This window comes from Streptococcus sp. NPS 308 (assembly GCF_002355895.1).
GTDB lineage: Bacteria > Bacillota > Bacilli > Lactobacillales > Streptococcaceae > Streptococcus.
The window spans coordinates 417,108-439,502 of sequence record NZ_AP017652.1 but is presented as its reverse complement, the minus strand read 5'-3'; the positions used below and the strand labels follow the sequence as shown (position 1 = coordinate 439,502).

22 protein-coding genes, 1 riboswitch and 2 other annotated features are annotated in these 22,395 nt (G+C 44.6%); of the genes, 5 read left to right on the top strand and 17 right to left on the bottom strand.

Annotation, left to right across the window (positions count from 1 at the left end):
• Nucleotides 1-44 precede the first annotated feature (44 nt).
• Nucleotides 45-704, top strand: a complete 660-nt coding sequence (locus tag SNAG_RS02455) for a prepilin peptidase (protein WP_096406220.1) — start codon at nucleotides 45-47, stop codon at nucleotides 702-704.
• On the opposite strand, the gene trpA is transcribed toward SNAG_RS02455, so the two are convergent.
• From trpA to SNAG_RS02385, 14 genes are all read right to left on the bottom strand, one after another.
• Nucleotides 676-1,452 (bottom strand): tryptophan synthase subunit alpha, encoded by a 777-nt coding sequence (gene trpA / locus SNAG_RS02450; RefSeq protein WP_096406217.1) that lies wholly within the window; start codon nucleotides 1,450-1,452, stop codon nucleotides 676-678. The two genes, SNAG_RS02455 and trpA, sit on opposite strands and share 29 nt — an antisense overlap.
• Entirely contained in the window at nucleotides 1,445-2,668 is a 1,224-nt protein-coding gene (trpB, locus tag SNAG_RS02445; protein WP_096406215.1) for a tryptophan synthase subunit beta, read from the bottom strand. The genes trpA and trpB (SNAG_RS02445) overlap by 8 nt, the downstream gene beginning before the upstream one ends.
• Nucleotides 2,646-3,245, bottom strand: a complete 600-nt coding sequence (locus SNAG_RS02440; protein WP_172842379.1) for a phosphoribosylanthranilate isomerase — start codon at nucleotides 3,243-3,245, stop codon at nucleotides 2,646-2,648. The genes trpB (SNAG_RS02445) and SNAG_RS02440 overlap by 23 nt, the downstream gene beginning before the upstream one ends.
• Complete coding sequence (gene trpC, locus SNAG_RS02435; RefSeq protein WP_096406210.1) at nucleotides 3,232-3,999, bottom strand: indole-3-glycerol phosphate synthase TrpC; 768 nt, start codon at nucleotides 3,997-3,999, stop codon at nucleotides 3,232-3,234. The genes SNAG_RS02440 and trpC overlap by 14 nt, the downstream gene beginning before the upstream one ends.
• Nucleotides 3,996-5,000 (bottom strand): anthranilate phosphoribosyltransferase, encoded by a 1,005-nt coding sequence (gene trpD / locus SNAG_RS02430; protein WP_096406207.1) that lies wholly within the window; start codon nucleotides 4,998-5,000, stop codon nucleotides 3,996-3,998. The genes trpC and trpD overlap by 4 nt, the downstream gene beginning before the upstream one ends.
• 10 nt (nucleotides 5,001-5,010) lie before the next feature.
• Nucleotides 5,011-5,577, bottom strand: coding sequence for an aminodeoxychorismate/anthranilate synthase component II (locus SNAG_RS02425; RefSeq protein WP_096406205.1), 567 nt, complete (start codon nucleotides 5,575-5,577; stop codon nucleotides 5,011-5,013).
• On the bottom strand, nucleotides 5,574-6,935 hold the full coding sequence (gene trpE, locus SNAG_RS02420) for an anthranilate synthase component I (protein ID WP_096406202.1): 1,362 nt from the start codon (nucleotides 6,933-6,935) through the stop codon (nucleotides 5,574-5,576). The genes SNAG_RS02425 and trpE overlap by 4 nt, the downstream gene beginning before the upstream one ends.
• A 71-nt stretch (nucleotides 6,936-7,006) precedes the next feature.
• Nucleotides 7,007-7,232 (bottom strand) — a binding site (T-box leader).
• A complete protein-coding gene (trpB, locus tag SNAG_RS02415) occupies nucleotides 7,229-8,407 on the bottom strand; it encodes a tryptophan synthase subunit beta (protein ID WP_096406200.1) in 1,179 nt (392 codons plus the stop codon). (Overlaps the previous feature by 4 nt.)
• Nucleotides 8,408-8,569: 162 nt before the next feature.
• Nucleotides 8,570-8,795, bottom strand: a binding site (T-box leader).
• A 42-nt stretch (nucleotides 8,796-8,837) separates the two neighbouring features.
• Nucleotides 8,838-10,064, bottom strand: coding sequence for a DegT/DnrJ/EryC1/StrS family aminotransferase (locus tag SNAG_RS02410; protein WP_172842378.1), 1,227 nt, complete (start codon nucleotides 10,062-10,064; stop codon nucleotides 8,838-8,840).
• 42 nt (nucleotides 10,065-10,106) lie between these two features.
• A complete protein-coding gene (locus SNAG_RS02405) occupies nucleotides 10,107-10,799 on the bottom strand; it encodes a sugar transferase (RefSeq protein WP_096406194.1) in 693 nt (230 codons plus the stop codon).
• A gap of 104 nt (nucleotides 10,800-10,903) precedes the next feature.
• A complete protein-coding gene (locus SNAG_RS02400) occupies nucleotides 10,904-12,646 on the bottom strand; it encodes an ABC transporter ATP-binding protein (protein WP_096406192.1) in 1,743 nt (580 codons plus the stop codon).
• Complete coding sequence (locus tag SNAG_RS02395; protein WP_096406189.1) at nucleotides 12,636-14,381, bottom strand: ABC transporter ATP-binding protein; 1,746 nt, start codon at nucleotides 14,379-14,381, stop codon at nucleotides 12,636-12,638. Before SNAG_RS02395 ends, SNAG_RS02400 begins: the two co-directional genes overlap by 11 nt.
• 54 nt (nucleotides 14,382-14,435) lie before the next feature.
• A complete protein-coding gene (locus SNAG_RS02390) occupies nucleotides 14,436-15,071 on the bottom strand; it encodes a DUF421 domain-containing protein (RefSeq protein WP_096406186.1) in 636 nt (211 codons plus the stop codon).
• Nucleotides 15,068-15,523 (bottom strand): DUF3290 family protein, encoded by a 456-nt coding sequence (locus SNAG_RS02385; protein WP_096406184.1) that lies wholly within the window; start codon nucleotides 15,521-15,523, stop codon nucleotides 15,068-15,070. The genes SNAG_RS02390 and SNAG_RS02385 overlap by 4 nt, the downstream gene beginning before the upstream one ends.
• 133 nt (nucleotides 15,524-15,656) lie before the next feature.
• Here SNAG_RS02385 and SNAG_RS02380 point away from each other — a divergent pair, with 133 nt between their 5' ends.
• The 4 genes from SNAG_RS02380 to SNAG_RS02365 all read left to right on the top strand — a co-directional run bounded on the left by SNAG_RS02380 (nucleotide 15,657) and on the right by SNAG_RS02365 (nucleotide 19,079).
• Nucleotides 15,657-16,484, top strand: coding sequence for an exodeoxyribonuclease III (locus SNAG_RS02380; RefSeq protein WP_096406182.1), 828 nt, complete (start codon nucleotides 15,657-15,659; stop codon nucleotides 16,482-16,484).
• 11 nt (nucleotides 16,485-16,495) lie between these two features.
• Entirely contained in the window at nucleotides 16,496-16,882 is a 387-nt protein-coding gene (locus SNAG_RS02375) for a bleomycin resistance protein (RefSeq protein WP_096406179.1), read from the top strand.
• Between the two features lie 133 nt (nucleotides 16,883-17,015).
• A riboswitch (purine riboswitch) is annotated at nucleotides 17,016-17,111 on the top strand.
• Nucleotides 17,112-17,235: 124 nt separating this feature from the next.
• Complete coding sequence (locus tag SNAG_RS02370; protein ID WP_000770432.1) at nucleotides 17,236-17,817, top strand: xanthine phosphoribosyltransferase; 582 nt, start codon at nucleotides 17,236-17,238, stop codon at nucleotides 17,815-17,817.
• A complete protein-coding gene (locus SNAG_RS02365) occupies nucleotides 17,817-19,079 on the top strand; it encodes a nucleobase:cation symporter-2 family protein (RefSeq protein ID WP_096406177.1) in 1,263 nt (420 codons plus the stop codon). Before SNAG_RS02370 ends, SNAG_RS02365 begins: the two co-directional genes overlap by 1 nt.
• A gap of 25 nt (nucleotides 19,080-19,104) precedes the next feature.
• Here the strand turns inward: SNAG_RS02365 and SNAG_RS02360 are convergent, their stop codons facing one another.
• The 3 genes from SNAG_RS02360 to SNAG_RS02350 form a co-directional block, all read right to left on the bottom strand.
• Nucleotides 19,105-19,509 (bottom strand): PaaI family thioesterase, encoded by a 405-nt coding sequence (locus SNAG_RS02360; protein WP_096406174.1) that lies wholly within the window; start codon nucleotides 19,507-19,509, stop codon nucleotides 19,105-19,107.
• Nucleotides 19,510-19,578: 69 nt separating this feature from the next.
• A complete protein-coding gene (locus SNAG_RS02355) occupies nucleotides 19,579-21,060 on the bottom strand; it encodes a UDP-glucose--hexose-1-phosphate uridylyltransferase (protein WP_096406171.1) in 1,482 nt (493 codons plus the stop codon).
• An 18-nt stretch (nucleotides 21,061-21,078) separates the two neighbouring features.
• A complete protein-coding gene (locus tag SNAG_RS02350) occupies nucleotides 21,079-22,257 on the bottom strand; it encodes a galactokinase (protein WP_096406169.1) in 1,179 nt (392 codons plus the stop codon).
• Between the last annotated feature and the right edge of the window lie 138 nt (nucleotides 22,258-22,395).

Here is a 22,395-nt window from a genome sequence, read left to right as displayed (position 1 = left end):
TTCTCCATTATACTACTTCTCCTATTTTTTACGAATAGATAAGTATGATTGATCTTTATTTTTTTCTTGTCGGGAGCATTCTCGCTTCCTTTCTCGGTTTGGTCATTGACCGTTTCCCTGAGCAATCCATTATTCGACCAGCTAGCCACTGCGATTCCTGTCAGACTCGCTTGCGTCCCTTAGATTTGATTCCGATTATCTCTCAATTGATTGGTCGCTTTCGCTGTCGCTACTGCAAGGTTCGCTATCCTGTCTGGTATGCCCTCTTTGAACTAGGCTTAGGAATCCTCTTTCTAGCTTGGTCTTGGGGCTGGCTTTCCTTGGGTCAAGTCATCCTGATCACTGCTGGCTTGACCTTGGGTATCTATGACTTTCGCCATCAGGAGTATCCCTTACTGGTCTGGATGACTTTCCATCTAGTCCTAATGGCCTGCTCTGACTGGAATCTGGTTATGATTTTCTTCCTTGCCCTTGGAATCATAGCCCATTTTATCGATATCCGCATGGGAGCAGGGGATTTTCTATTTCTGGCTTCTTGTGCTCTCGTCTTTAGTGTGATAGAGTTGCTGATCTTGATTCAGTTTGCTTCTGCGACGGGGATCCTAGCCTTTCTCCTCCAAAAGAAAAAGGAAAGACTTCCTTTTGTGCCTTTCCTCTTGCTAGCTGCTTGTATGATTATTTTTGGTAAGCTACTGCTTGTTTGATAAAGTCCTCAATCGGCTCTCCTTGGTGGAGAGCTTTTACGATTTTTGAACCGACGATAACGCCATCAGACACTGCATTGAAACGTTCTACATCGGCTTGACTAGATACACCAAAACCTGTCAAGACTGGGATATCGGCCACTTGATGAAGTTGCGCCAAGTGCTTGTCCAAGTCTGCGCGGTAATTGCCAGATTTCCCTGTCACCCCATTGATGGCAACTGCATAGACGAAGCCTTCCGCCCTTTCAATCAACTCTTTCTGACGCTCAATCCCTGTGGTCAAACTTACTAAAGGAATCAAAACAATGTCTGTATCTGCCAAAAATGGTTCTACAAAGTTGGCATGCTCATGAGGCAGATCTGGGATAATCAAGCCCTTAACCGCTGTATCAGCCAAATCTTTGACAAAATTCTCCACACCATACTGAAAGAGGGGGTTAAAGTAGGTCATGATGACAAGTGGAACCTCTGTTTCAATGGTTTTCAAGGTTTCAACTAAAGCCTGGGTAGAGGTCCCGTGGGCTAGACTGCGCAAGCCAGCTTCTTCGATAACAGGTCCATCTGCAACAGGGTCTGAAAAGGGAATGCCCACTTCAATGGCAGAGACACCCAAATCTTCTAAAAAGTGGATTGTTTCTCCTAGTCCATCCAAACCTTTCTCATGGTCTCCAGCCATAATATAAGGAACGAAAATTCCTTTTCCAGCTGCTTTTATAGCATTCAATTTTTCTGTTAGAGTCTTAGGCATGACCTTCTCCCTTCTTTGCTGCTTCAGCTTCCAAGCGGTCTTTGACTTGAACTACATCCTTGTCCCCACGACCTGATAGACAGACAATCATGGATTTGTCTGGTCCAAGTTCTTTGGCCAATTTCACTGCAAAAGCGATAGCATGACTCGATTCCAAGGCTGGGATAATCCCTTCCACACGAGACAAGAGTTGGAATCCTTCCAAGGCTTCCTCGTCAGTCACAGGAACATAGCTGGCACGTTTGATATCATGATAGTGAGAGTGTTCTGGACCGATACCAGGATAGTCCAAACCTGCTGATATAGAGAAGGCTTCAAGAATTTGACCATTGGCATCTTGGAGCACATCCATAAGAGAACCATGGAGAACACCTGGACGTCCCTTGGTCAAGGTCGCTGCGTGATGCTCTGTATCTACACCAAGTCCAGCTGCTTCAGCCCCATACATGGCTACTGACTCATCTTCTACAAAGGGTTGGAAGAGTCCGATAGCATTAGAACCACCACCAACACAGGCTACTAGTGCATCTGGCAAATCTTGACCTATCAAGTCACGGTACTGTTGTTTAGCCTCTCGCCCGATGACACTTTGGAAGTCACGAACGATTTCTGGGAAAGGATGAGGTCCCAAGGCAGAACCAAGGATATAGTGGGTATCATCGATATTTGCCACCCATGAACGAAGGGCTGCATTAACTGCATCCTTGAGCACGCGCGAACCATCTGTCACGGCCTCGACCTTGGCTCCCAAAAGCTCCATACGGAAGACATTAAGGGCTTGGCGTTTAACATCTTCCTCACCCATGTAGATAGTACATTCCATGTTAAAGAGGGCTGCAGCTGTTGCAGTTGCCACACCGTGCTGACCAGCACCTGTTTCAGCGATAATTTTCTTTTTGCCCATGCGTTTAGCGAGAAGAACTTGTCCCAAGGCATTGTTAATCTTGTGTGCACCTGTATGGTTGAGGTCTTCCCGTTTGAGATAAATCTTGGCTCCACCAATATGCTGGGTCAAGTTTTTTGCGTAGTAAAGAGGTGTTTCACGTCCTACATACTGGCGTAAGAGCTGGTTTAATTCCTCTTGGAAACTTGGGTCCGCCTGACTTTCACGGTAGGCCTTCTCCAACTCCAAAACTGCTGTCATCAGTGTTTCTGGGACGAAACGTCCGCCGAATTTTCCGTAAAATCCATCTTTATTTGGTTCTTGATATGCCATGCTTTACCCTCTCTATAAATCTTCTAATCTTTTCATAATCTTTTTGTCCATCTGTCTCCACTCCACTCGATACATCTACTGCATAGGGAGTAAAGTGTTGAATTGCTTTTACTACATTATCTTCATTAAGGCCACCTGCGATAAAGAAGGGCTGAGCTAGTCCTGTCGTATCCAATTTCCCCCAGTCAAAGGTCTGACCACTCCCTGCCACAGGGGCATCAAAGAGTAGATAGTCTGCCTGAGAATTGGGTACATGCCCCTCTCCATCCACCTGCACGGCCTGAATGCTGGCACAAGGTAAATCCTCAAACAAATCATCCCCTACCTGACCATGAACTTGTACCAAGTCCAAGCCAACTTTGTCAATCGCTTCTAGCAGTTCTGCCCGACTTGGTGAAACAAATACACCAACCTTTTTAACGTCTGAAGGAATGAGCTTTGCCAGCTCAGCAGCCTGATCCAAGGTCACCTGTCTTTTACTAGGTGCAAAGACAAAACCGATGTAGTCTGCCCCTGCTGAAACGGCTGTCTCTACCGCTTCTTTGGTCGATAGCCCACAAATCTTAACCTTTGTCAATCTGTAACTCCTTGATTCTCTGGGCCACATCTTCCGCCTGCATGAGAGCTGTCCCAACTAAAATTCCGTTAAAGTATGGTGCTACTCGTTCCGCATCCTGCCTTGTGAAAATAGCAGATTCAGAAATGTAATAACGATCTTCCTTAAAGTGTTGGGCCAAGTCTACACTAGTCTGCAAGTCGACTTCAAAGGTGGTCAAGTTGCGGTTATTGACCCCAATAATCTCAGCACCAAGTCTGTGGGCCACTTCCAGTTCAGCTATATTGTGGGTTTCCACCAAGACTTCCAGACCAAGCTCTGTCGCGTAGTCGTAAAGTCCCTTGAGACGTTCTTCTGACAAGGCAGCGACAATAAGCAAGATAACTGTCGCGCCGGCATTGCGAGCACGGATGATTTGCTTTTCATCGATGATAAAGTCCTTGTTGAGCGTTGGAATGTTTACCTGACTGGAGATCTCTCGTAGATAATCCAAATGCCCTTTAAAGAAAACTTCATCTGTCAAAACCGAAATCATCACTGCGCCGTTTGCTTCATAAGTCTGGGCCTGTTGCACAATATCCACATCGAGATTGATATCTCCCAGACTAGGGCTAGCTTTCTTGACTTCAGCGATTACCTGCAAACGGTCACGGTGATTCTTCAAAAATTCTGCTAAGCGATAGGTCTGGCGCAAGGGCTGGACTTCCTCCAGCTCCATCTGCTCGACTTCATGCGCCTTCTGCTCTAAAATTCGTGCTAAAAATTCCTGACTCATTTTTGGTACTCCTGTAACAGTCTGAGTTTTTCAAGGGCCTTGCCACTAGCAATCACTTGACGAGCCAAGGCAACTCCTTCCTTGATACTAGCTACCTTACCATTAGCATAGAAACCAAGACCAGCATTCAAGACTGTCGTTTCCAAAAATGGACTTGGTTCGTTTTGAAGAACGCTAAGCAAAATCTCTGCATTTTCCTGAGCATTTCCTCCTCGAATGTCTTCGATAGCGTAGCCTTCCATTCCCAAATCCTCTGGAGTGAAGCTTGACAAGGTGATTTCGCCATTTTCAAGAAGAGCAATCTTGGTTGTTCCATTCAAGCCAGCTTCATCAAGCCCTTCTGGTCCAGCAACCACGATGGCACGTTTGCGACCCATATTTTTCAATACCTGAGCTGTACTTTCTAGCAGCTCTGGACGACTAATGCCTAGCAACTGTGTTTCCAAGGCCATTGGATGAATCAGGGGACCAGTAAAGTTCATAATCGTTGGAATTCCCAACTCCAAACGAGCTGGCATGATGTATTTCATAGCTGGGTGCATATTTTTAGCAAAGAGAAAGACGATTCCAGTTTTATCAAATACCTTACCTAGTTCAGCTGGTTTGAGGTCTAGGTTGATGCCCAAGGCTTGAAGGACATCTGCCGAACCCGATTTAGAAGAAATCGAACGGTTACCGTGTTTTGCCATGTGAACACCACCACCAGCCAAGACAAAGGCTGCAGTTGTGGAGATGTTAAAGCTGAAAGACTTGTCGCCTCCTGTACCACAGTTGTCCATGGCGTCATGAATTTCAGTTGGAATATGTTGGGCATGCCCTCTCATGACTTGGGCAATGGCTGTGCGTTCTTCAGGAGTTTCTCCCTTCATCTTAAGGGCCAATAGGAGAGAAGCAATCTGTGCTTCAGTTACACGCCCAGTTACGATACGCTCAATGACATCCGTCATTTCCACACCTGATAAATTTTCAAATTTTGCTAGTTTTTCAATAATCTCTTTCATCCTAGTTTCCTCACTTTACAATCTTCTCGATAAAATTCCGAATAGAAGACAATCCATCTGGCGTTCCAATGCTCTCTGGATGGTACTGGAAACCATAAATCGGTAGGTTTTTATGTTGAATCCCCATGATGGCTTGGTCATCAGTCGAACGAGCTGTCACTTCAAAGTCTTCAGGCATTTCTTCAATCAAAATACTGTGGTAACGCATGACTGGACGACCATCCTCAATACCTTGATAGAGAACAGAAGGCGCTTCAAAGCTGATATGGCTTTGTTTCCCATGCATGACTTTGGGAGCCAAACCTAGCTTACCACCAAAGACTTCTGCAATGGCTTGATGCCCCAAACAAATCCCTAGAATCGGCTTCCTACCTGCAAAGTCTCGAATCATGCCTTCCATCTTTCCAGCATCCACTGGCCAACCAGGACCGGGAGAAAAGACCAGACCATTTGCTTTTTCAGCTTCTTCATACAGCTTGGGATCATCATTTCTCAAAACCTGCACTTCTGCAAAATTCCCGATGTATTGGGCCAAGTTATAGGTAAAGGAATCATAGTTATCAATCAATAAAATCATGGTCTTAGTTCTCCAATTCTAGTCATAGATTTAGCCTTATTAATGGTTTCTTGGTATTCGTTTTGGGCGATAGAGTCATAGACAATCCCTGCCCCAGCCTGCACATAGGCTGTTTGATTTTTGAGAATCATTGTTCGGATGGCGATGGCCAAATCCATATCACCCGTCGCAGACAAGTAGCCGATTGCTCCTGCGTATACGCCTCGTTTTTCCGTCTCCAGTTCATAGATGCGTCTCATGGCCCGAATCTTTGGTGCTCCTGAAACTGTTCCAGCTGGAAGTGTAGCTTTCAAGGCATCCATGGCAGTGAGGTCTGGAAGCAAACGTCCCTTGACCACGCTGGTCAAATGCATGACATAGCGGAAAAGCTCCACTTCCATATACTTGGTGACTTGGACACTTGCCGTTTCAGAGATACGACCAATATCATTACGTCCCAAGTCTACCAACATCCGATGTTCTGCTGTTTCCTTCTCATCAGACAGGAGGTCTGTCGCCAAGGCCTTGTCCTCTTCATCCGTAGCTCCTCTTGGTCGCGTACCTGCAATCGGATTGGTTGTCACGATGCCATTTTTGACAGAAACCAAACTTTCAGGACTGGCACCGATGATTTGATAATCCCCAAAATCATAGAAATAGAGGTAATTAGAAGGATTGGTCACGCGGAGATTTCTGTAGAAGTCAAATGGATTTCCAGTAACTTCTGCTGAGAAGCGTTGACTGAGCACGCATTGGAACATGTCTCCATTACGAATCAAGTCGCGAGTTGTTTCGACCATTTCCTCAAACTTCTGAGGAGCGATATGGGGTTTGAAGTTCAGCGGAGATAGATCCAAATCTTCAAATTCATTTGGAGCAGGAATGCGTAATTCCTCAAGCACTTGCTTCAAGGCTTTTTCCAAGTCTTCTTGACTGCGCTCGCTGTAAAGAGCATCTTCGATGACATGGATTTTTTCCTTCTTGTGGTCAAAAACCATGTAGCTCTCATAGACAAAGAAATGCATATCTGGCGTTCCAATTGTATCCTCAGGGATTTGACCAATTTCTTCATAGAGCGAAATCATATCGTAACCGACAAAGCCAATAGCTCCCCCACCAAAAGGTAGGTCTGAATGATGCTGGCTCTTATGAGTTACTTCATAAAGGTAATCCAAGGGATCCCGATCAATCACTTGGCCATTTTGAGAAAGGACTCCATTTTCAAACTTAATCTCAAAAACCGGATTATAGGCTAGGATAGAAAAACGAGCGGTTTCCTTGTCTCTCGGAATACTTTCTAAGATAACCTTGTGTTGTCCCTTTAGGCGCATATAAGCCAAGATTGGTGATAAGACATCTCCATGAATGATTCGTTCCATTGTAATTTCCCTTTCAGTTCTAATTCTAGTCCGTGGCGACTGTATGAAAAATCCCCACGCAAAATAACTTGCGTGAGGACGAAATTCGCGGTGCCACCTCAATTATAGGATTTCTCCTATCTCTCATTCCTGTCTCAGAACTTTCCTATAACAGGCTGTGCGATAAAGGGCACTCCCCTGAGAATTATGTTTTCTTCTCTCGTTTCAGATGGACCCAACCTTACAGCTTTCTCTGCTTGTTTCCAGCAACCACAAGCTCTCTGTGAGAGAAAAGACTGTAATTTTTCCATCTCTTATTTTTTAGCTTCCAGGTAGTCTGCAATCGCAGCTACGTCCTTGTCTCCACGACCAGAGACATTGATGATGATAATCTCATCCTTACTTAGTTTCGGTGCACGTTTAACCGCTTCTGCGATAGCGTGCGAACTTTCGATCGCTGGGATAATCCCTTCTGTCTTGCTGAGAAGGAGCAAGGCTTGAACAGCTTCTTCATCTGTCGCTGCTACGTATTCTACGCGGCCTGAATCTTTAAAGTAGGCGTGTTCTGGGCCAACCCCTGGATAGTCCAAACCAGCTGAGATAGAGTAAACTGGAGCCAGCTCTCCATCTTCCTTAAAGACTGCATAGGTCTTCATACCATCGACAATTCCGACACTACCCTTTGTCATAGTGGCTGCATGCTTGTCTGTATCCAGTCCGTGACCGGCAGCTTCTACTCCTACCAATTTGACTTCTTCATCAGTCACATACTGTGAAAAAGCTCCAATGGCATTCGAACCACCACCCACACAAGCAATGACGTAGTCTGGTAAACGGCCTTCTTTTTCCAAGATTTGACGGCGAGATTCTTCACTGATGACCTTTTGGAATTCATGAACAATGGTAGGATAAGGATGAGGGCCTACAGCAGATCCCAAAACGTAGAAGGCTTCAAGGTCATTCATCCATGCTCCAAAGGCTGCATCGACCGCATCCTTGAGAGTTCGTGTCCCCGTTTCAACTGCGTGAACGGTCGCTCCCATCATCTCCATACGGAAAACATTGAGACGTTGACGCTCCACATCTTCTGCCCCCATGTAGACATCACAGGCCATACCAAACTTGGCTGCAGCAGCTGCTGTCGCAACACCGTGCTGACCAGCTCCTGTTTCTGCAATCACTCTTTTTTTGCCCATACGTTTGGCAAGAAGAATTTGTCCTAAAACATTGTTGAGCTTGTGAGAACCAAGGTGATTAAGGTCTTCGCGCTTGAGATAAATCTTAGCTCCACCTAGGTGGTCTGTCAAACTTTCCGCAAAATAAAGCGGTGTTTCGCGACCAGAATAATCCTTCAAGTAATGGTGAAATTCTGCCAAAAATTCTGGATCATCCTTGTATTTGTCAAATGTCACTTCCAACTCATCCAACAGAGTCTGAATCGGCTCCGGTACAAAACTACCACCAAATTGTCCAAAATAACCTTTAGTTGTCATAAAATTTTTCCTCTTTCCATATTAATCCGGCCGTTTTGTTTGCTTTTAGTAGTAGGCAAGGAGCTGCAGATAGAACTCAAATTCATCAAAGCGACTTAAGGCCCTAATAAAAGATAAACAAAATGACCGAAAGAAAAAAGCCCACACACAGATTGGATTCTGTGTGAGGGCGTTGGTAACGCGGTGCCACCTCAATTATAAAGGGACTATTCCCCTTTACATCTCTGCCTTGTCTAACAACAAGTTGCACTGTAAGGTGTGCGCACCGAATTTTCATTGTTTCAAATTCATTTTTAAAATCAGCCCACTTTCACTACTTCCAACCACCTGTTCACAATCACCACAGGCTCCCTGAAGATCAAAAATAGTTACTTTTCTGATTTGTTGAGAATATTATATGCTATTGTCCGCTTTTTGTCAAGATTTTTTATTATTTTTTTCCAGAACCGAGGATTTCTTCAGAAATTCTTACCAAAGTCTGAACGATGTAATCAACTTCCTCATCGCTTAATTTTGTATGAAGAGGAAGCGTAATTTCATTTTCAAAGAAGGCATAGGCTCTTGGATAATCTGCCATATCGAAACCAAGATTCTTATAGGCTGTCAAGAGAGGAAGCGGTTTATAGTGTACATTACTTGCAATTCCTGCTTTGGCCAATTCTTGGATGATAAGGTTGCGTTCTTCTAAACTTGCTCCTTCTACATGGGTGATGTAGAGGTGGCGTGAAGATTCGACAGTATCAGTCTTGTGTGCCAGTGGGTGAATACGAGTACCTGCAAAACCACGATCATAGCGGTCCACGATGTCCTTGCGACGTTGTAGCAAAGCTGGGTAACGATCCAATTGTACCAAACCAATCGAAGCCATGATATCGGTCATATTGCACTTGTAGGCTGGTGTGACGATATCGTATTCCCATGAACCCAATTGCATCTTGGCAAGAGCATCCTTTGTTTGACCGTGAAGGGAAAGGATTTGGAACTCCTTGTACATCTCTTCGTCGTCAATCGCTGGATTGGCTTTCCAAGTCGCACTTCCTCCCTCAGCAGTTGTAAAGTTCTTAACGGCATGGAATGAGAAGGAAGTAAAGTCAGCGATAGATCCAGCTGGTTGTCCTTTGTAAGTAGATCCCAAAGCATGAGCACTATCAGAGACAATCACGATACGGTTAAAGGCCTTTTGCCACTTGCTAGCAGCTGTAAAGAGATCCCGTTTTTTCTCCACGACTTGGAACAAACGGTCATAGTCGCAAACAATCCCTGCAAGCTCAACCGGAATAATCACCTTAGTCTTTTCAGTAATGGCTTGCTCTAGCAAGTCATAGTCCATTTCAAAAGTATCTTCTTGGATATCCACCATGACAGGTGTCGCTCCTACGTGTGTGATGACACTGCATGAAGCTGTATAAGTCATAGCTGGAACGATGACTTCATCACCTGGTCCCACTTCCAAAACACGTAAAATCAACTCAAGAGCCGCAGTCGCAGAGTTGAGGCAGACAGTCTTAGGCGTCTGTGTGTATTGGGACAAGCGACGCTCCAGTTCTTTTGTCTTAGGACCTGTTGTGATCCAACCAGAACGAAGGGTATCCGCTACTTCAGCAATTTCAGCTTCGGTAATATCGGGTGGTGAAAATGGAATATTGTAATTTGGCATTGATTTGCTCCTTTTATCTGTACTCATTTTCTCATGACTACTTTATTTTAGCACTTCAAACACGGTTTGAAACATGATTTTGATGTCTCCAAGGAAACTAAACTCTCGGAGATAGGCGAGGTTATAGCGCATCTTTTCAGGAAGGACATGCTCTACATAGGCTTGGTCAACTGACAGACCTTTCTCCGTCATTTGACTGATGATAGTATCCTCATCCTTGTAGTTGATGCTGGCTGGAGAGGTGATTCCTGCTGGCAAGAGCAAGGTCGCCATCATTTCAGAGCTATACTGCTCGGTGTAACGTGGCACTTCAGGTCGCGTGCCGACAAAAGACATTTCGCCTTTAAGGACATTGACCAGCTGAGGCAGTTCATCCAAGCGCACACGACGAATGAAATTTCCCACTTTGGTAATGCGACTGTCGTTAGCTGAAGTCACCAGACTTCCTTTTTTATCCGCATCCGTCACCATAGTACGGAACTTCCAAATCTTGAACGGACGGTTGTACTGGGTCACGCGCTCTTGCTTGTAAATGACAGGTCCCTTGCTATCCAACTTGATCCAAATGCTCAAGATAAGAAAGATGGGAGAAGTCAAAACTAGCAAAAACAAGGCCAGAACCCAATCCAGGAAACGCTTGAAAATCAGCGAACCCTTCCTTTTAGAGACGAGCTGGTAGTAAGACTCAACCTCGCTTGATTGCATCTCCACGGGCAAGTCTTCCCATTTCAGCATGCTGTTTCTCCTTTGTTTTTATTATACTATTTGTCAACATTTTTCATTATACCACAAAATGGAAAAGGCGGTGCAAGAAATCTGTAATTTAAAGGAATTCTTCTTTAGGTAAGAGCCCCTGCCTGCAAGCTATACATCTTGTGATAGGTTCCTCCCAAAGCCAAGAGTTCCTCATGGGTTCCACTCTCGATGATACGCCCCTTGTCCAAGACGTAGATGCAGTTGGCGTCCTGGATGGTCGAAAGGCGATGAGCAATAGCAATAGTTGTCCGCCCCTGTCTCATCTTGGCTAGGGAATCTTGAACCAAACTTTCTGTTTCAGAGTCAATATTGGCTGTCGCTTCATCCAAAATCAGGACTTTAGGCTGACTGGCGACAGTTCTGGCAAAGGCAAGAAGCTGGCGCTGGCCAGTAGAAAAACTCGAGCCACGCTCAGACACAGGTGCATCATAACCCTGTGGAAGGTCCTGAATAAAGGAATCTGCATCGACAAAGGCAGCCGCAGCCTGTACCTCTTCATCACTAAGATCTTGGTACATGGCGATATTGGACTTGATAGTCCCGTGATAGAGGAAGGGATCCTGCAAGACCAAACCGATGTTTTTTCTCAGCTCTTCCTGACTGTAGTCTCTAATATTCACATCATCCAAAAGAACGCGGCCTGACTGAAATTCATAAAAACGCATGAGGACATTGATAATGGAAGATTTCCCAGAACCTGTATGTCCTACAAAGGCAATGGTTTCACCCTTGTTAACTGAAAAGGAAATGTCATCCAGGATCGGATGTTTCCCGTCATATGAGAAACACACATGTTCAAAACGGATATTGCCTTCTTTGACTTTAGCTTGCCCATCTTTTTGAAGAGGCTCATAGGTCCTCTCATCAATCAAGGCAAAGACACGGCCTGCAGATACCATGGATGTTTGAAGGGTTGAAAAGTTTTGCGTCACCTCAATTAAGGGATCAAAGAGACGGTTGATGTACTGGATAAAGGCATACATAGTTCCGGCCGTTATCCCGATAGAAAAACCACGGTAACCAAAGTAAGCCATCAAAACGGCGTAGCCTAGCAGTTTCAGCAAACTCATGGCAGGTCTCAAAAAGAGGGCATCCAAGGCCACAGAACGGTTGGCATAGACCAAGTGTTCTTGGTTGATTTCATCAAATTCTGCCTGCAGGCGCTTCTCTTGATTAAAGGCCTGGATAATCCTGATTCCCTCGATATTCTCTGCCAGCTTACTATTGATATCTGACAAGAGACTTCTGGTTTTCTCGATGATTTTCACTGACTTTTTCCGGTAGAGATTGACCAACAGAAAAATCAAGGGTAGAAAGAGCAAGACTAAAGCTGTCAAACGAAAATCCAGCACCAACATGGTATACAGAGTTGTCAGAAAGATGAAAACTGCTGAAATAAAGCTGGATAAAATCCCTGAAAACATATCACTGATGGTCTCGGTATCATTGGTCAAACGAGAAACGATGGAGCCTGCTGGCGTCTTGTCAAAATAAGACATGCCGAGTTTCTCCATATTGGCAAAGGCATCGCGACGAATATCTCTGACAATACTGTAGGACACCCGCGCAAAGAGAAGATTTCCGACATACTGGACCAGAGTTTGTAGGATATAGAGGCCATAGTAGGCCAGCAAAACGGTCACGGCCAGTTGATTAAGATTGCTGAGGTACTGGTCAATAAAGTGGGAAGCCACAAGGGGAATGACACTTTTAATGACCGTAGTCGCAAGGAGAAAACTGAGTGCCAAAAAGGTCAGGAGGCCATAGGGCTTGAGATAGGACATCAAGCGCTTCAATACAGCCCATTGTTCTTTCTTATTCTGCATCTTCTTCTCCTTTCATTTCCAACTGCTGAGACTGGTAGGTTTGGGCATACCAGCCATCTAGAGCTAGCAGGTCTTCGTGTGTACCGCGTTCTATGATTTGGCCATTTTGCAGAACCAAAATCAGATCTGCATGTACAACTGCACTGAGGCGATGGGCTGTGATAATGGTTGTCTTATCCTTCCGCGTCTCCTTGAGATTGTCGATGATTGCATACTCCGTCTTGGCATCCACGGCGGACAAGGAATCATCTAAAATCAAAATATCAGGGTCTAAAATCATAGCCCGACTCATTGCCAGACGTTGCTTTTGACCACCTGAGAGACTGACTCCTTTTTCACCTATCAGCGTATCAAATCCCTGAGGCATGTCTACAATATCTTGGTAAACTTGAGCTAGCTTTGTCGCTTCCTCGACCGCTGAAAGGGGCAAATTAGGATTGCCGAAGCGGATATTGTCTAAGATAGAGGTCGCAAAGAGGAACTGGTCCTGAGGGACATAGCCCATGAGACCACGAAGGTCTGTCAGACGATAGTCCCGAATATCGTGACCGTTTAGATAAATAGCTCCCTTATCCACATCGTATTCACGCAAGAGGAGCTTAATCAAGGACGTTTTCCCAGAGCCTGTCTGTCCAACCAAGCCCAGAGTTTGCCCTTTTTCTAAACTAAAGTGAATATCCGTCAGTGTCTCCTCATTTTCAAAGGCAAAGCTGTCAATGGCATACTCCAAGCGCCCATTTTCAATACCATCTAAAGGAAACTCAGGGTCTTTTACAGGTGATTCCTGAGACAAAAGATCCTCAATCCGTTGGTAAGAAACCTTCCCTCGCTGAGTAATATTAAAGAGAAAGCCAATGGCCATAAGAGGCCAAACCAACATATCTAAGTAGCTGATAAAGGTAACCAGATTCCCAACGGTGATTTGCCCTTTCTGAACCATCAAAGAGCCGACCAAAAGAGTTAAGACATAGGACGAGCCAACAAACAAGAGAACCATGGGGTCAAAGAGACTATCGTATTTCATGGTTTGGAGATTCTTTTGGAAGGTCAATTCATTGACTGCTTGAAAGGACTCAAGCTCATCCGCCTGATAACCGAAAGACTTGGTCACTTTAATACCTGATACAGACTCCTGCACCTTGTTATTGAGTTCAGAGAAAGCAGCCTGTGATTCGCCAAAAGCCTTGTGGGTCTTTCTCCCTAGACGACTGGTCGCATAAGCCATGAAAGGCAGGGGCAGAATGGCAACCAAGGTCATCTGCCATGAGATGCTAAAAAGCATGGTCAGCAAAGTCACCAGTGCCGTGATGGAAGCATCCACCGCAGACATAACACCACCACCTGCTAAACGGGTTAAGGCGTTGATATCATTGGTGGCATGTGCCATCAGATCCCCCGTCCGATAGGTCTGATAAAAGGCTGGCGACATTTTTGTGAAATGCTCAAACAAGCGAGATCGCATAATCTGCCCCAGACGGTAGGAGGTGCCAAGGATATACATGCGCCAAACATAGCGTAGATAGTACATACCCAAAGCTGCAAGAAGCAGATAAAGGAGGTTCAAAAGCAGGTTCTGCTGGCTTAATTGTCCCCCAGTGATGGCGTCAATCACCCGCCCCATAACCATGGGGGGAATAAGATTAAGGACGGAAACCAAGACCAGGGCCACAATTCCGACTAGATAACGGCGCTTTTCTAATTTGAAAAACCACCAGAGTTTTTGAATAATGGACATAAACTCCCTTTCTGATTGCAAATGGAAACCTGAGGCAAGGACCTCAGGTTTTTCTTATTCATAGGTTACGACTGAGACGACACCCTTGTCATACTCAGCGATAAAGATATTGGCCACATTGTCATATCCTTGTTTGCTGAGGTTATCAAGCAGCCATTCTTCGCTCCGACCAATGGACTCCAAAATTTCTACTTGGACGACGCCATCTGTGACAACAGGATACTTGGGATTTTCATCTCCCATTTGGACTACGATGAGTTGGCCATTTTGCTCCTGCACAGCGCGTTTGACTTGTTTCATTTGGAAAATTCCCTGGCTACGAAGCTTAAGAGCTACATCCGCTGCTGATAAACCAACCGAACGGCAGGCTTCTGGATCAATCTTCCCATTTTTGATGAGCAGGGTTGGCTTCCCATCAATCAAACGTTTCACAAAGTAAACATTATTGTTGAGCCATTTGAGAGTCAAGACCAGAATGGTCCACATAATCAGGATAACTGCATACTGAAGGATACTGATGGCGCTATTGTAAATCACCCCGCCGATAATCCCCCCAAGTACATAGTTCTGAATTTGGTCTATTGCTGAGTTAGGCGCTAGGTTGCCCTTTCCTGTCACATTAATCACGAAAACCAGAGAAAAGAGTCCCAAGGCTAGTTTGATTAAAATTTCGATATAATTGAGTGTCATTTGTTCACCTCCACCAGTTCAATTGCATCTGTTTTATACAATTCGACTTTCTCTAAGAGATACTTGTCTGGCTCACTTCCGTTTAGGGCACGATAATAGCGATCTCCCACCTTGAGGAGTGCTCCATCCGTGTCTGCAGAAGTATTGACATAAACTTCCGACTTGTCAACTCCCAAATCTTTGGAAACAAGCTCGATGAAATGAAGTGAAGCTTGAAATTTATTGTTAGAAACTTGATTGTTTTGATAAGTCGTGATGCTGACCAAAAGGAGAGCTAATAAGGTTAAGGCTGAAATCATGACCAACTCACGAAATTTGGTCCCCTTTTTATCATGATAAGCCTTGAAAGCTAAAAATCCTGTCACAGCTAATAGGACAATCCCTAAACCAAGCATGATGCCATTTTGCTGACCAATTTGGCTGAGGACATAGTCATAAGAATAGAATTTCATGTGTTTTCACTCCCTTTCATAAAATCATTCTTAATTATAAACGAAAGAGGGTGATTTTTCAAACCATACGTTGGGGAAATGCGCCTTTTTTTGGTATAATATAGTCTGTAATCTGAATGAAAAAGGTAACTTTATGAAACTCATCTCATGGAATATTGATTCCCTCAATGCAGCCCTAACGAGCGACTCAGCTCGTGCAAAATTGTCCCAAGAAGTCCTACAAACCTTGGTAGCCGAAAATGCTGATATTATCGCTATTCAGGAAACCAAGCTTTCTGCAAAAGGGCCTACAAAAAAACACTTGGATATTTTAGAAGAACTCTTCCCAGGTTATGAAAACACTTGGCGTTCCTCTCAAGAGCCTGCCCGCAAAGGCTACGCTGGAACCATGTTCCTTTATAAGAAAGAACTCACACCAACGATTAGCTTCCCAGAAATCGGGGCTCCTTCTACCATGGACTTAGAAGGCCGTATCATCACCTTGGAATTTGATACATTTTTCGTGACCCAAGTTTACACTCCAAACGCTGGCGACGGGCTCAAACGCTTGGAAGAACGCCAACTCTGGGATGTCAAATATGCTGAGTATTTGGCGCAACTAGACAAAGAAAAACCAGTCCTTGCGACTGGAGACTACAACGTAGCTCACAAGGAAATCGACCTTGCAAATCCTGCCAGCAACCGCCGCTCACCTGGTTTTACAGACGAGGAACGTGCTGGGTTTACCAACCTCTTAGCAACTGGATTTACTGACACCTTCCGCCACATTCATGGCGATGTCCCAGAGCGCTATACTTGGTGGGCGCAACGCAGCAAGACTTCTAAAATCAACAATACAGGCTGGAGAATCGACTACTGGCTCACTAGCAACCGCATGGCTGACAAGGTGACCAAGTCTGACATGATTGACTCGGGTGCGCGTCAAGACCATACGCCGATTGTATTGGAAATTGAGCTCTAAGGAGAAAGCTAATGGACTATCAAGCTGTCATTCCCGAATTTGTAGTATCTGACCTCGAAAAGTCACGCCACTTCTACTGCGACTTGCTGGGATTTTCTGTCGAATACGAGCGTCCAGAGGAGAAATTTCTCTTCCTCTCGCTTGAAGACTGCCAACTTATGCTAGAAGAAGGCAGCACAGAAGAATTAGCCCAACTAACCTATCCTTTCGGGCGCGGTGTCAATATTTCTTTTGGCATCGAGAATGTCCCTCAGCTCCACCAAAAACTGCTGGAAGCTGACTACCCTATTTATCGTCCTTTGACCAAGAGAACATTTCGTGTTGGGGATCACTATATCTATCCTCACGAATTTGCAGTCTTGGATCCAGATGGCTATTTTTTAAGATTTAGTGAATAGAATAATAGAACCCTACAATACTGTATTTCGTTGTAGGTTTCTTTTTTGTTCGTTTTTTTCATTAAAATACTAACAAAATATTTGATTTCTAAAGCTATTTAGTGTAAAATAATGACATTAACGCTATTGTGTTTGATAATAGTACCATTTTACTTGTTTATGTCGTGAATTGGCACGACGTTTCTACAAGGTGCCGGAACACCTAACAATGAGTAAGTCTGTTGAGGGTATGTTTTTAGACATACCTATTTTGAGGGCTTGCTTATCTGTTAAGTAGGTCCTTTTTTCTAGCCCTTTTTGAGATGATAAAGGCGATAGAAAAACACAAAAGAGTTTAGACTTTAGGAGGTCTTATGAAATTATTAGAAGAGCGCATCCTTCAGGATGGGCATATCTTGGGTGACAACATCCTCAAGGTAGATTCCTTTTTAACCCACCAAGTTGACTATCGTTTGATGCGGGAGATTGGTAAGGTTTTTGCGGAAAAATTCGCATCTGCTGGCATTACCAAGGTTGTAACGATTGAAGCTTCAGGGATCGCCCCAGCTGTTTTTACAGCTGAAGCCTTAGACGTTCCCATGATTTTCGCAAAGAAAGCTAAAAATATCACCATGAACGAAGGCATCTTAACTGCTGAGGTTTACTCCTTTACCAAGCAGGTGACCAGCACCGTTTCCATCGCTGGAAAATTCCTCTCACCTGAGGACAAGGTCTTGATTATCGATGATTTCCTAGCAAATGGACAAGCTGCCAAAGGCTTGATCCACATCATCGAACAGGCCGGAGCTAAAGTCGAAGCCATCGGTATTGTTATCGAAAAATCCTTCCAAGATGGTCGTGATTTACTTGAAAAAGCAGGCTACCCAGTTCTATCACTGGCTCGTTTGGAACGTTTTGAAAACGGTCAAGTCGTATTTAAGGAGGCAGATCTCTAATGCAAACTCAAGAAAAACACTCGCAAGCCGCGGTTCTAGGACTTCAGCACTTACTAGCTATGTACTCAGGATCTATCCTAGTTCCTATCATGATTGCGACAGCTCTTGGCTATTCAGCTGAGCAGTTGACCTATCTGATTTCTACAGATATCTTCATGTGTGGTGTGGCAACCTTCCTCCAACTCCAACTCAACAAATACTTTGGGATTGGACTACCAGTCGTTCTCGGAGTGGCCTTCCAGTCAGTCGCTCCCTTGATTATGATTGGGCAAAGCCACGGTAGCGGTGCTATGTTTGGTGCTCTTATCGTTTCAGGGATTTATGTAGTTCTGATTTCAGGCATCTTCTCAAAAGTAGCTAATCTTTTCCCTTCTATCGTAACAGGCTCTGTCATTACCACGATTGGTTTAACCTTGATTCCTGTCGCTATTGGAAATATGGGAAATAACGTTCCAGAGCCAACTGGTCAAAGTCTCTTGCTTGCAGCCATCACTGTTCTAATCATCCTCTTGATCAACATCTTTACCAAAGGATTTATCAAGTCTATCTCTATTTTGATTGGTCTGGTTGTTGGAACTGCCATTGCTGCTGCCATGGGCTTGGTTGATTTCTCCCCTGTTGCAGCAGCACCGCTTGTCCATGTCCCAACTCCACTCTACTTTGGAATGCCAACCTTTGAAATCTCATCTATTGTCATGATGTGTATCATCGCAACGGTGTCTATGGTTGAATCGACTGGTGTTTACCTAGCCTTGTCTGATATCACCAATGACCCAATCGACAGCACGCGCCTTCGCAACGGTTACCGTGCAGAAGGTTTAGCCGTACTTCTCGGAGGAATTTTTAACACCTTCCCTTATACAGGATTTTCACAAAACGTTGGTTTGGTTAAATTGTCAGGTATCAAGACTCGCCTGCCAATCTATTATGCAGCTGGTTTCCTAGTCCTCCTTGGACTCCTACCTAAGTTTGGTGCCCTTGCCCAAATCATTCCAAGTCCTGTCCTTGGTGGTGCTATGCTGGTGATGTTTGGTTTTGTTTCCCTTCAAGGGATGCAAATCCTAGCCCGCGTTGACTTTGCTAACAATGAACACAACTTCCTTATCGCAGCTGTATCAATCGCCGCTGGTGTAGGTCTAAATAACAGTAATCTCTTTGTCAGCATGCCAACAGCCTTCCAAATGTTCTTTTCAAATGGAATCGTCGTAGCCAGCCTACTCGCCATTGTACTCAATGCCGTATTAAATCGGAAAAAGAAATAAAAAAGAGGTGTAGACCTCTTTTTTTCTATATCCTCACCTGTCTCTCATCTGAACGCTGGCCTGTGACAAACATGGTAAAGGTTGCTTTGCAGACATTTCTACCTTCCTGATTGGTGATAGCAACATCCACCACACAGGTTGTACGGCCTTGATGGACACATTCTCCTTTTATGGTCAACACATCATCGCGTTTCCCTGCCTTGAGGTAGTTGATGGAGGATTGGAGCGTCACTACGTCTAGTCCTAGCGAGATGAGTACCAATCCACTAATCTGATCACAGAGGGTAAAGAGATAGCCACCATGGGCATTGCCATAGTAGTTGAGCGACGAGTCCACTACTTTGGTCGTCACCTCAACGTGGCCATCTTTCATCTCTTTAATTTCATAATTTTCAAAAGCTGATATAGCGTCAAAATGAAAATCTTTCATATTTTCCTCCTAAATTTTAAACACTATATCATACTACTACTTTTTACAAGACTAGGCAAGAATTATTCACTAGTCTGGTAAAATTCCGACTTGTTCTACAAAGCGCATAAAGGCTGCTTGTCCCTGTTCCGTTTGCTTGTAGACTCCTGCATCCTCAAGTACACGAGCAAAGATAGCACCCACAGAGTTCTTAACGATTTCAAGGGCTTTTTCTTTATCTGCTAGGTCCAGATGTTGGGCTTTGAGCTGGTCTGCCCATTCCTGATGATATTCGGCAACTGTAACCCCTTCTCCCACGAGGTAGCTGGCAACTTGCTCCACTTCTGCCTTCAAACGAGGTGGAAGAATAGCCAAGCCCATGACCTCAATCAAGCCGATATTTTCCTTCTTGATATGTTGGACATCCTTGTGGGGATGATAGATGCCATCAGGATGCTCTGGGGATGTCTGATTGTCCCGCAAGACCAAATCCAACTCAAACTGTCCATCTCGCTTACGCGCAATCGGTGTGATAGTGTGGTGCGTTGTCCCATCTGTTTCTGCTAAAATCTGCACTTCAGGATCTGAATACTGACGCCATTCCTGCAAAATCTTGTCCGCCAAGTTGATCAAATCCTCTTTAGAATCCGAGTTCAAACGGAGCACTGACATTGGCCACTTGACAATCCCAGCCTTGACCTGCTCAAATCCAGCAAATCGGAAGGCCTTTTGCAAGGGAGCCAATTCCATAGGAAAAACATGCCGTCCTCCCTGATAGTGATCATGGGTTAGAATAGACCCCCCCACTATCGGTAGGTCTGCATTAGACCCTGCAAAATAGCCTGGAAACTGCTCTACGATCGCCAGCAGACGCTCAAAGCTATGACGACTAATGACCATAGGTCGATGCTGACCATCTAAGAAAATACAGTGCTCATTAAAGTAAGCATAGGGCGAATACTGGAATCCCCATTCCTGACCCGCCATTTCAAAACGGATAATCCGGTGGTTGCTACGGGCTGGATGGTTAACTCGACCATGGTAGCCCTCATTCTCTAGACAGAGTTGACACTGAGGATAATTGCTAGCTTGCACCAACTTGGCTGCCGCAATCTCCTTAGGATCCTTTTCAGGCTTAGAGAGATTAATCGTGATCTCCAGTTCTCCGTAATCAGACGGCACACGATAGGCAATATTTTTAGCAATGGCCTTGAGTTTGATGTAGTCATTTTTTTGGCTAAGTTGGTAGAAGTCCGCTATCGCTTGCTCAGGAGAGTGGGCATAGGTTGTCCAAAAGTCACGATTGACCTGACTTGGACAAGGGGTCACCAAGTCCATCAATTCAGAACCAAGGATTTCACGCGCAGTCTGACTATCCTCAATCGTCTCTAATCGAACGGCTTCCTCGACCAGCTGGTCCTTGAGATCAATCACTTTATCCAAATCCGTCTCAATTTCCAAAACACCATCGCCCACTAGTGCCAAGACACGATTAGTCAGGTAGATGCGATCCATTTCCTCAAATGAACTTTCAGAAATGACGTGTGTTACAAATTTATCTACTAAGGTCACTATAGAGCCTCCTTTTAACTAGTCAAGGACGCGAGTGCCACCTGCAACTTCAGCGATATAGAAGCTTGGAGCGTATCCAACGATTTCCTCATAGTGCTTGCCTACAGCTTCCTTAAAGGCATCAACAGCATCTTTTTGCACCAAGGCAATGGCACATCCGCCAAAACCTGCCCCTGTCATACGAGCACCGAGAACTCCTTCTTGTGCCCAAGCTGTGTGAACAAGAGTATCCAATTCCAATCCAGTCACTTCATAGTCATGCTCTAGGGAAACGTGTGACGCATTCATCAAGCGACCAAATGTTTCCAAATCACCTGCTTGAAGAGCTGTTTGAGCTTTAAGAGTACGTTGGTTTTCAAGAACAGCATGACGAGCACGTTTTAAACGATTTTCGTCTTTAATCAGGTAGCTGTATTGATCAAATGCCCACTCGTCCAATTCACCCAAGGTTTGAATATCTAAGGCAGCTTGCAATTCTTCCACAGCTTTTTCACACTCAGCACGGCGTTCATTGTATTTAGACTCCGCCAGTTCACGGCGTTTGTTAGTGTTCATGATGACAACAACATTGTCTTTCAAATCAAGTGGCACCAAGTCGTATTCTAACGTATTGGTATCTAGGTAAATAGCACGTTGGTCTGCTCCCATACCAATAGCAAATTGGTCCATGATGCCTGAGTTGACTCCGATAAAGTTGTTTTCTGTTTGTTTTCCAATTTTGACCAAATCCAAACGGTCTAGTTTTAAATCAAAGAGATACTCTGCCACGACTCCTGTCAAGAGTTCCAAGGATGCTGATGAAGACAAGCCAGAACCATTTGGGATATTCCCAAAGACATAGAAATCAAAACCTTTGTCAATGACATGGCCTGCTTCTTGCAAGAAATGAAGGACACCTTTTGGATAGTTAGTCCAGTTGTGCTCTTTTTCAAACTTGAGGTCAGCAAGAGGAACTTCGATAATACCCTTGTCCTCAAAGTTGGCTGAGTAGAAACGCAAAACTTGGTCGTCACGTTTGCGAGCCGCCCCATAAGTTCCCAAGGAAATAGCTGCTGGGAAAACATGTCCACCATTGTAATCCGTGTGTTCACCAATCAAATTGATACGGCCTGGTGAAAAGAAAGTTTGGTCTGCTTCTTGACCAAAAACGGCAAGAAAGTCTTTGCGAAGGGCTTCAGCAGTAAGATGTTGTGTCATATGAATTCTCCTTTTACTGTTCGTTAAGTCGTCTTAACGTGTAATCGTTTTCTTCTATTGTATCCAAGGCTTTTTCCAAGGTCAATCCTTTTTACTAAAGTTTTACTAAACAATCAGTAAAAAGAAGAAAAATATGAT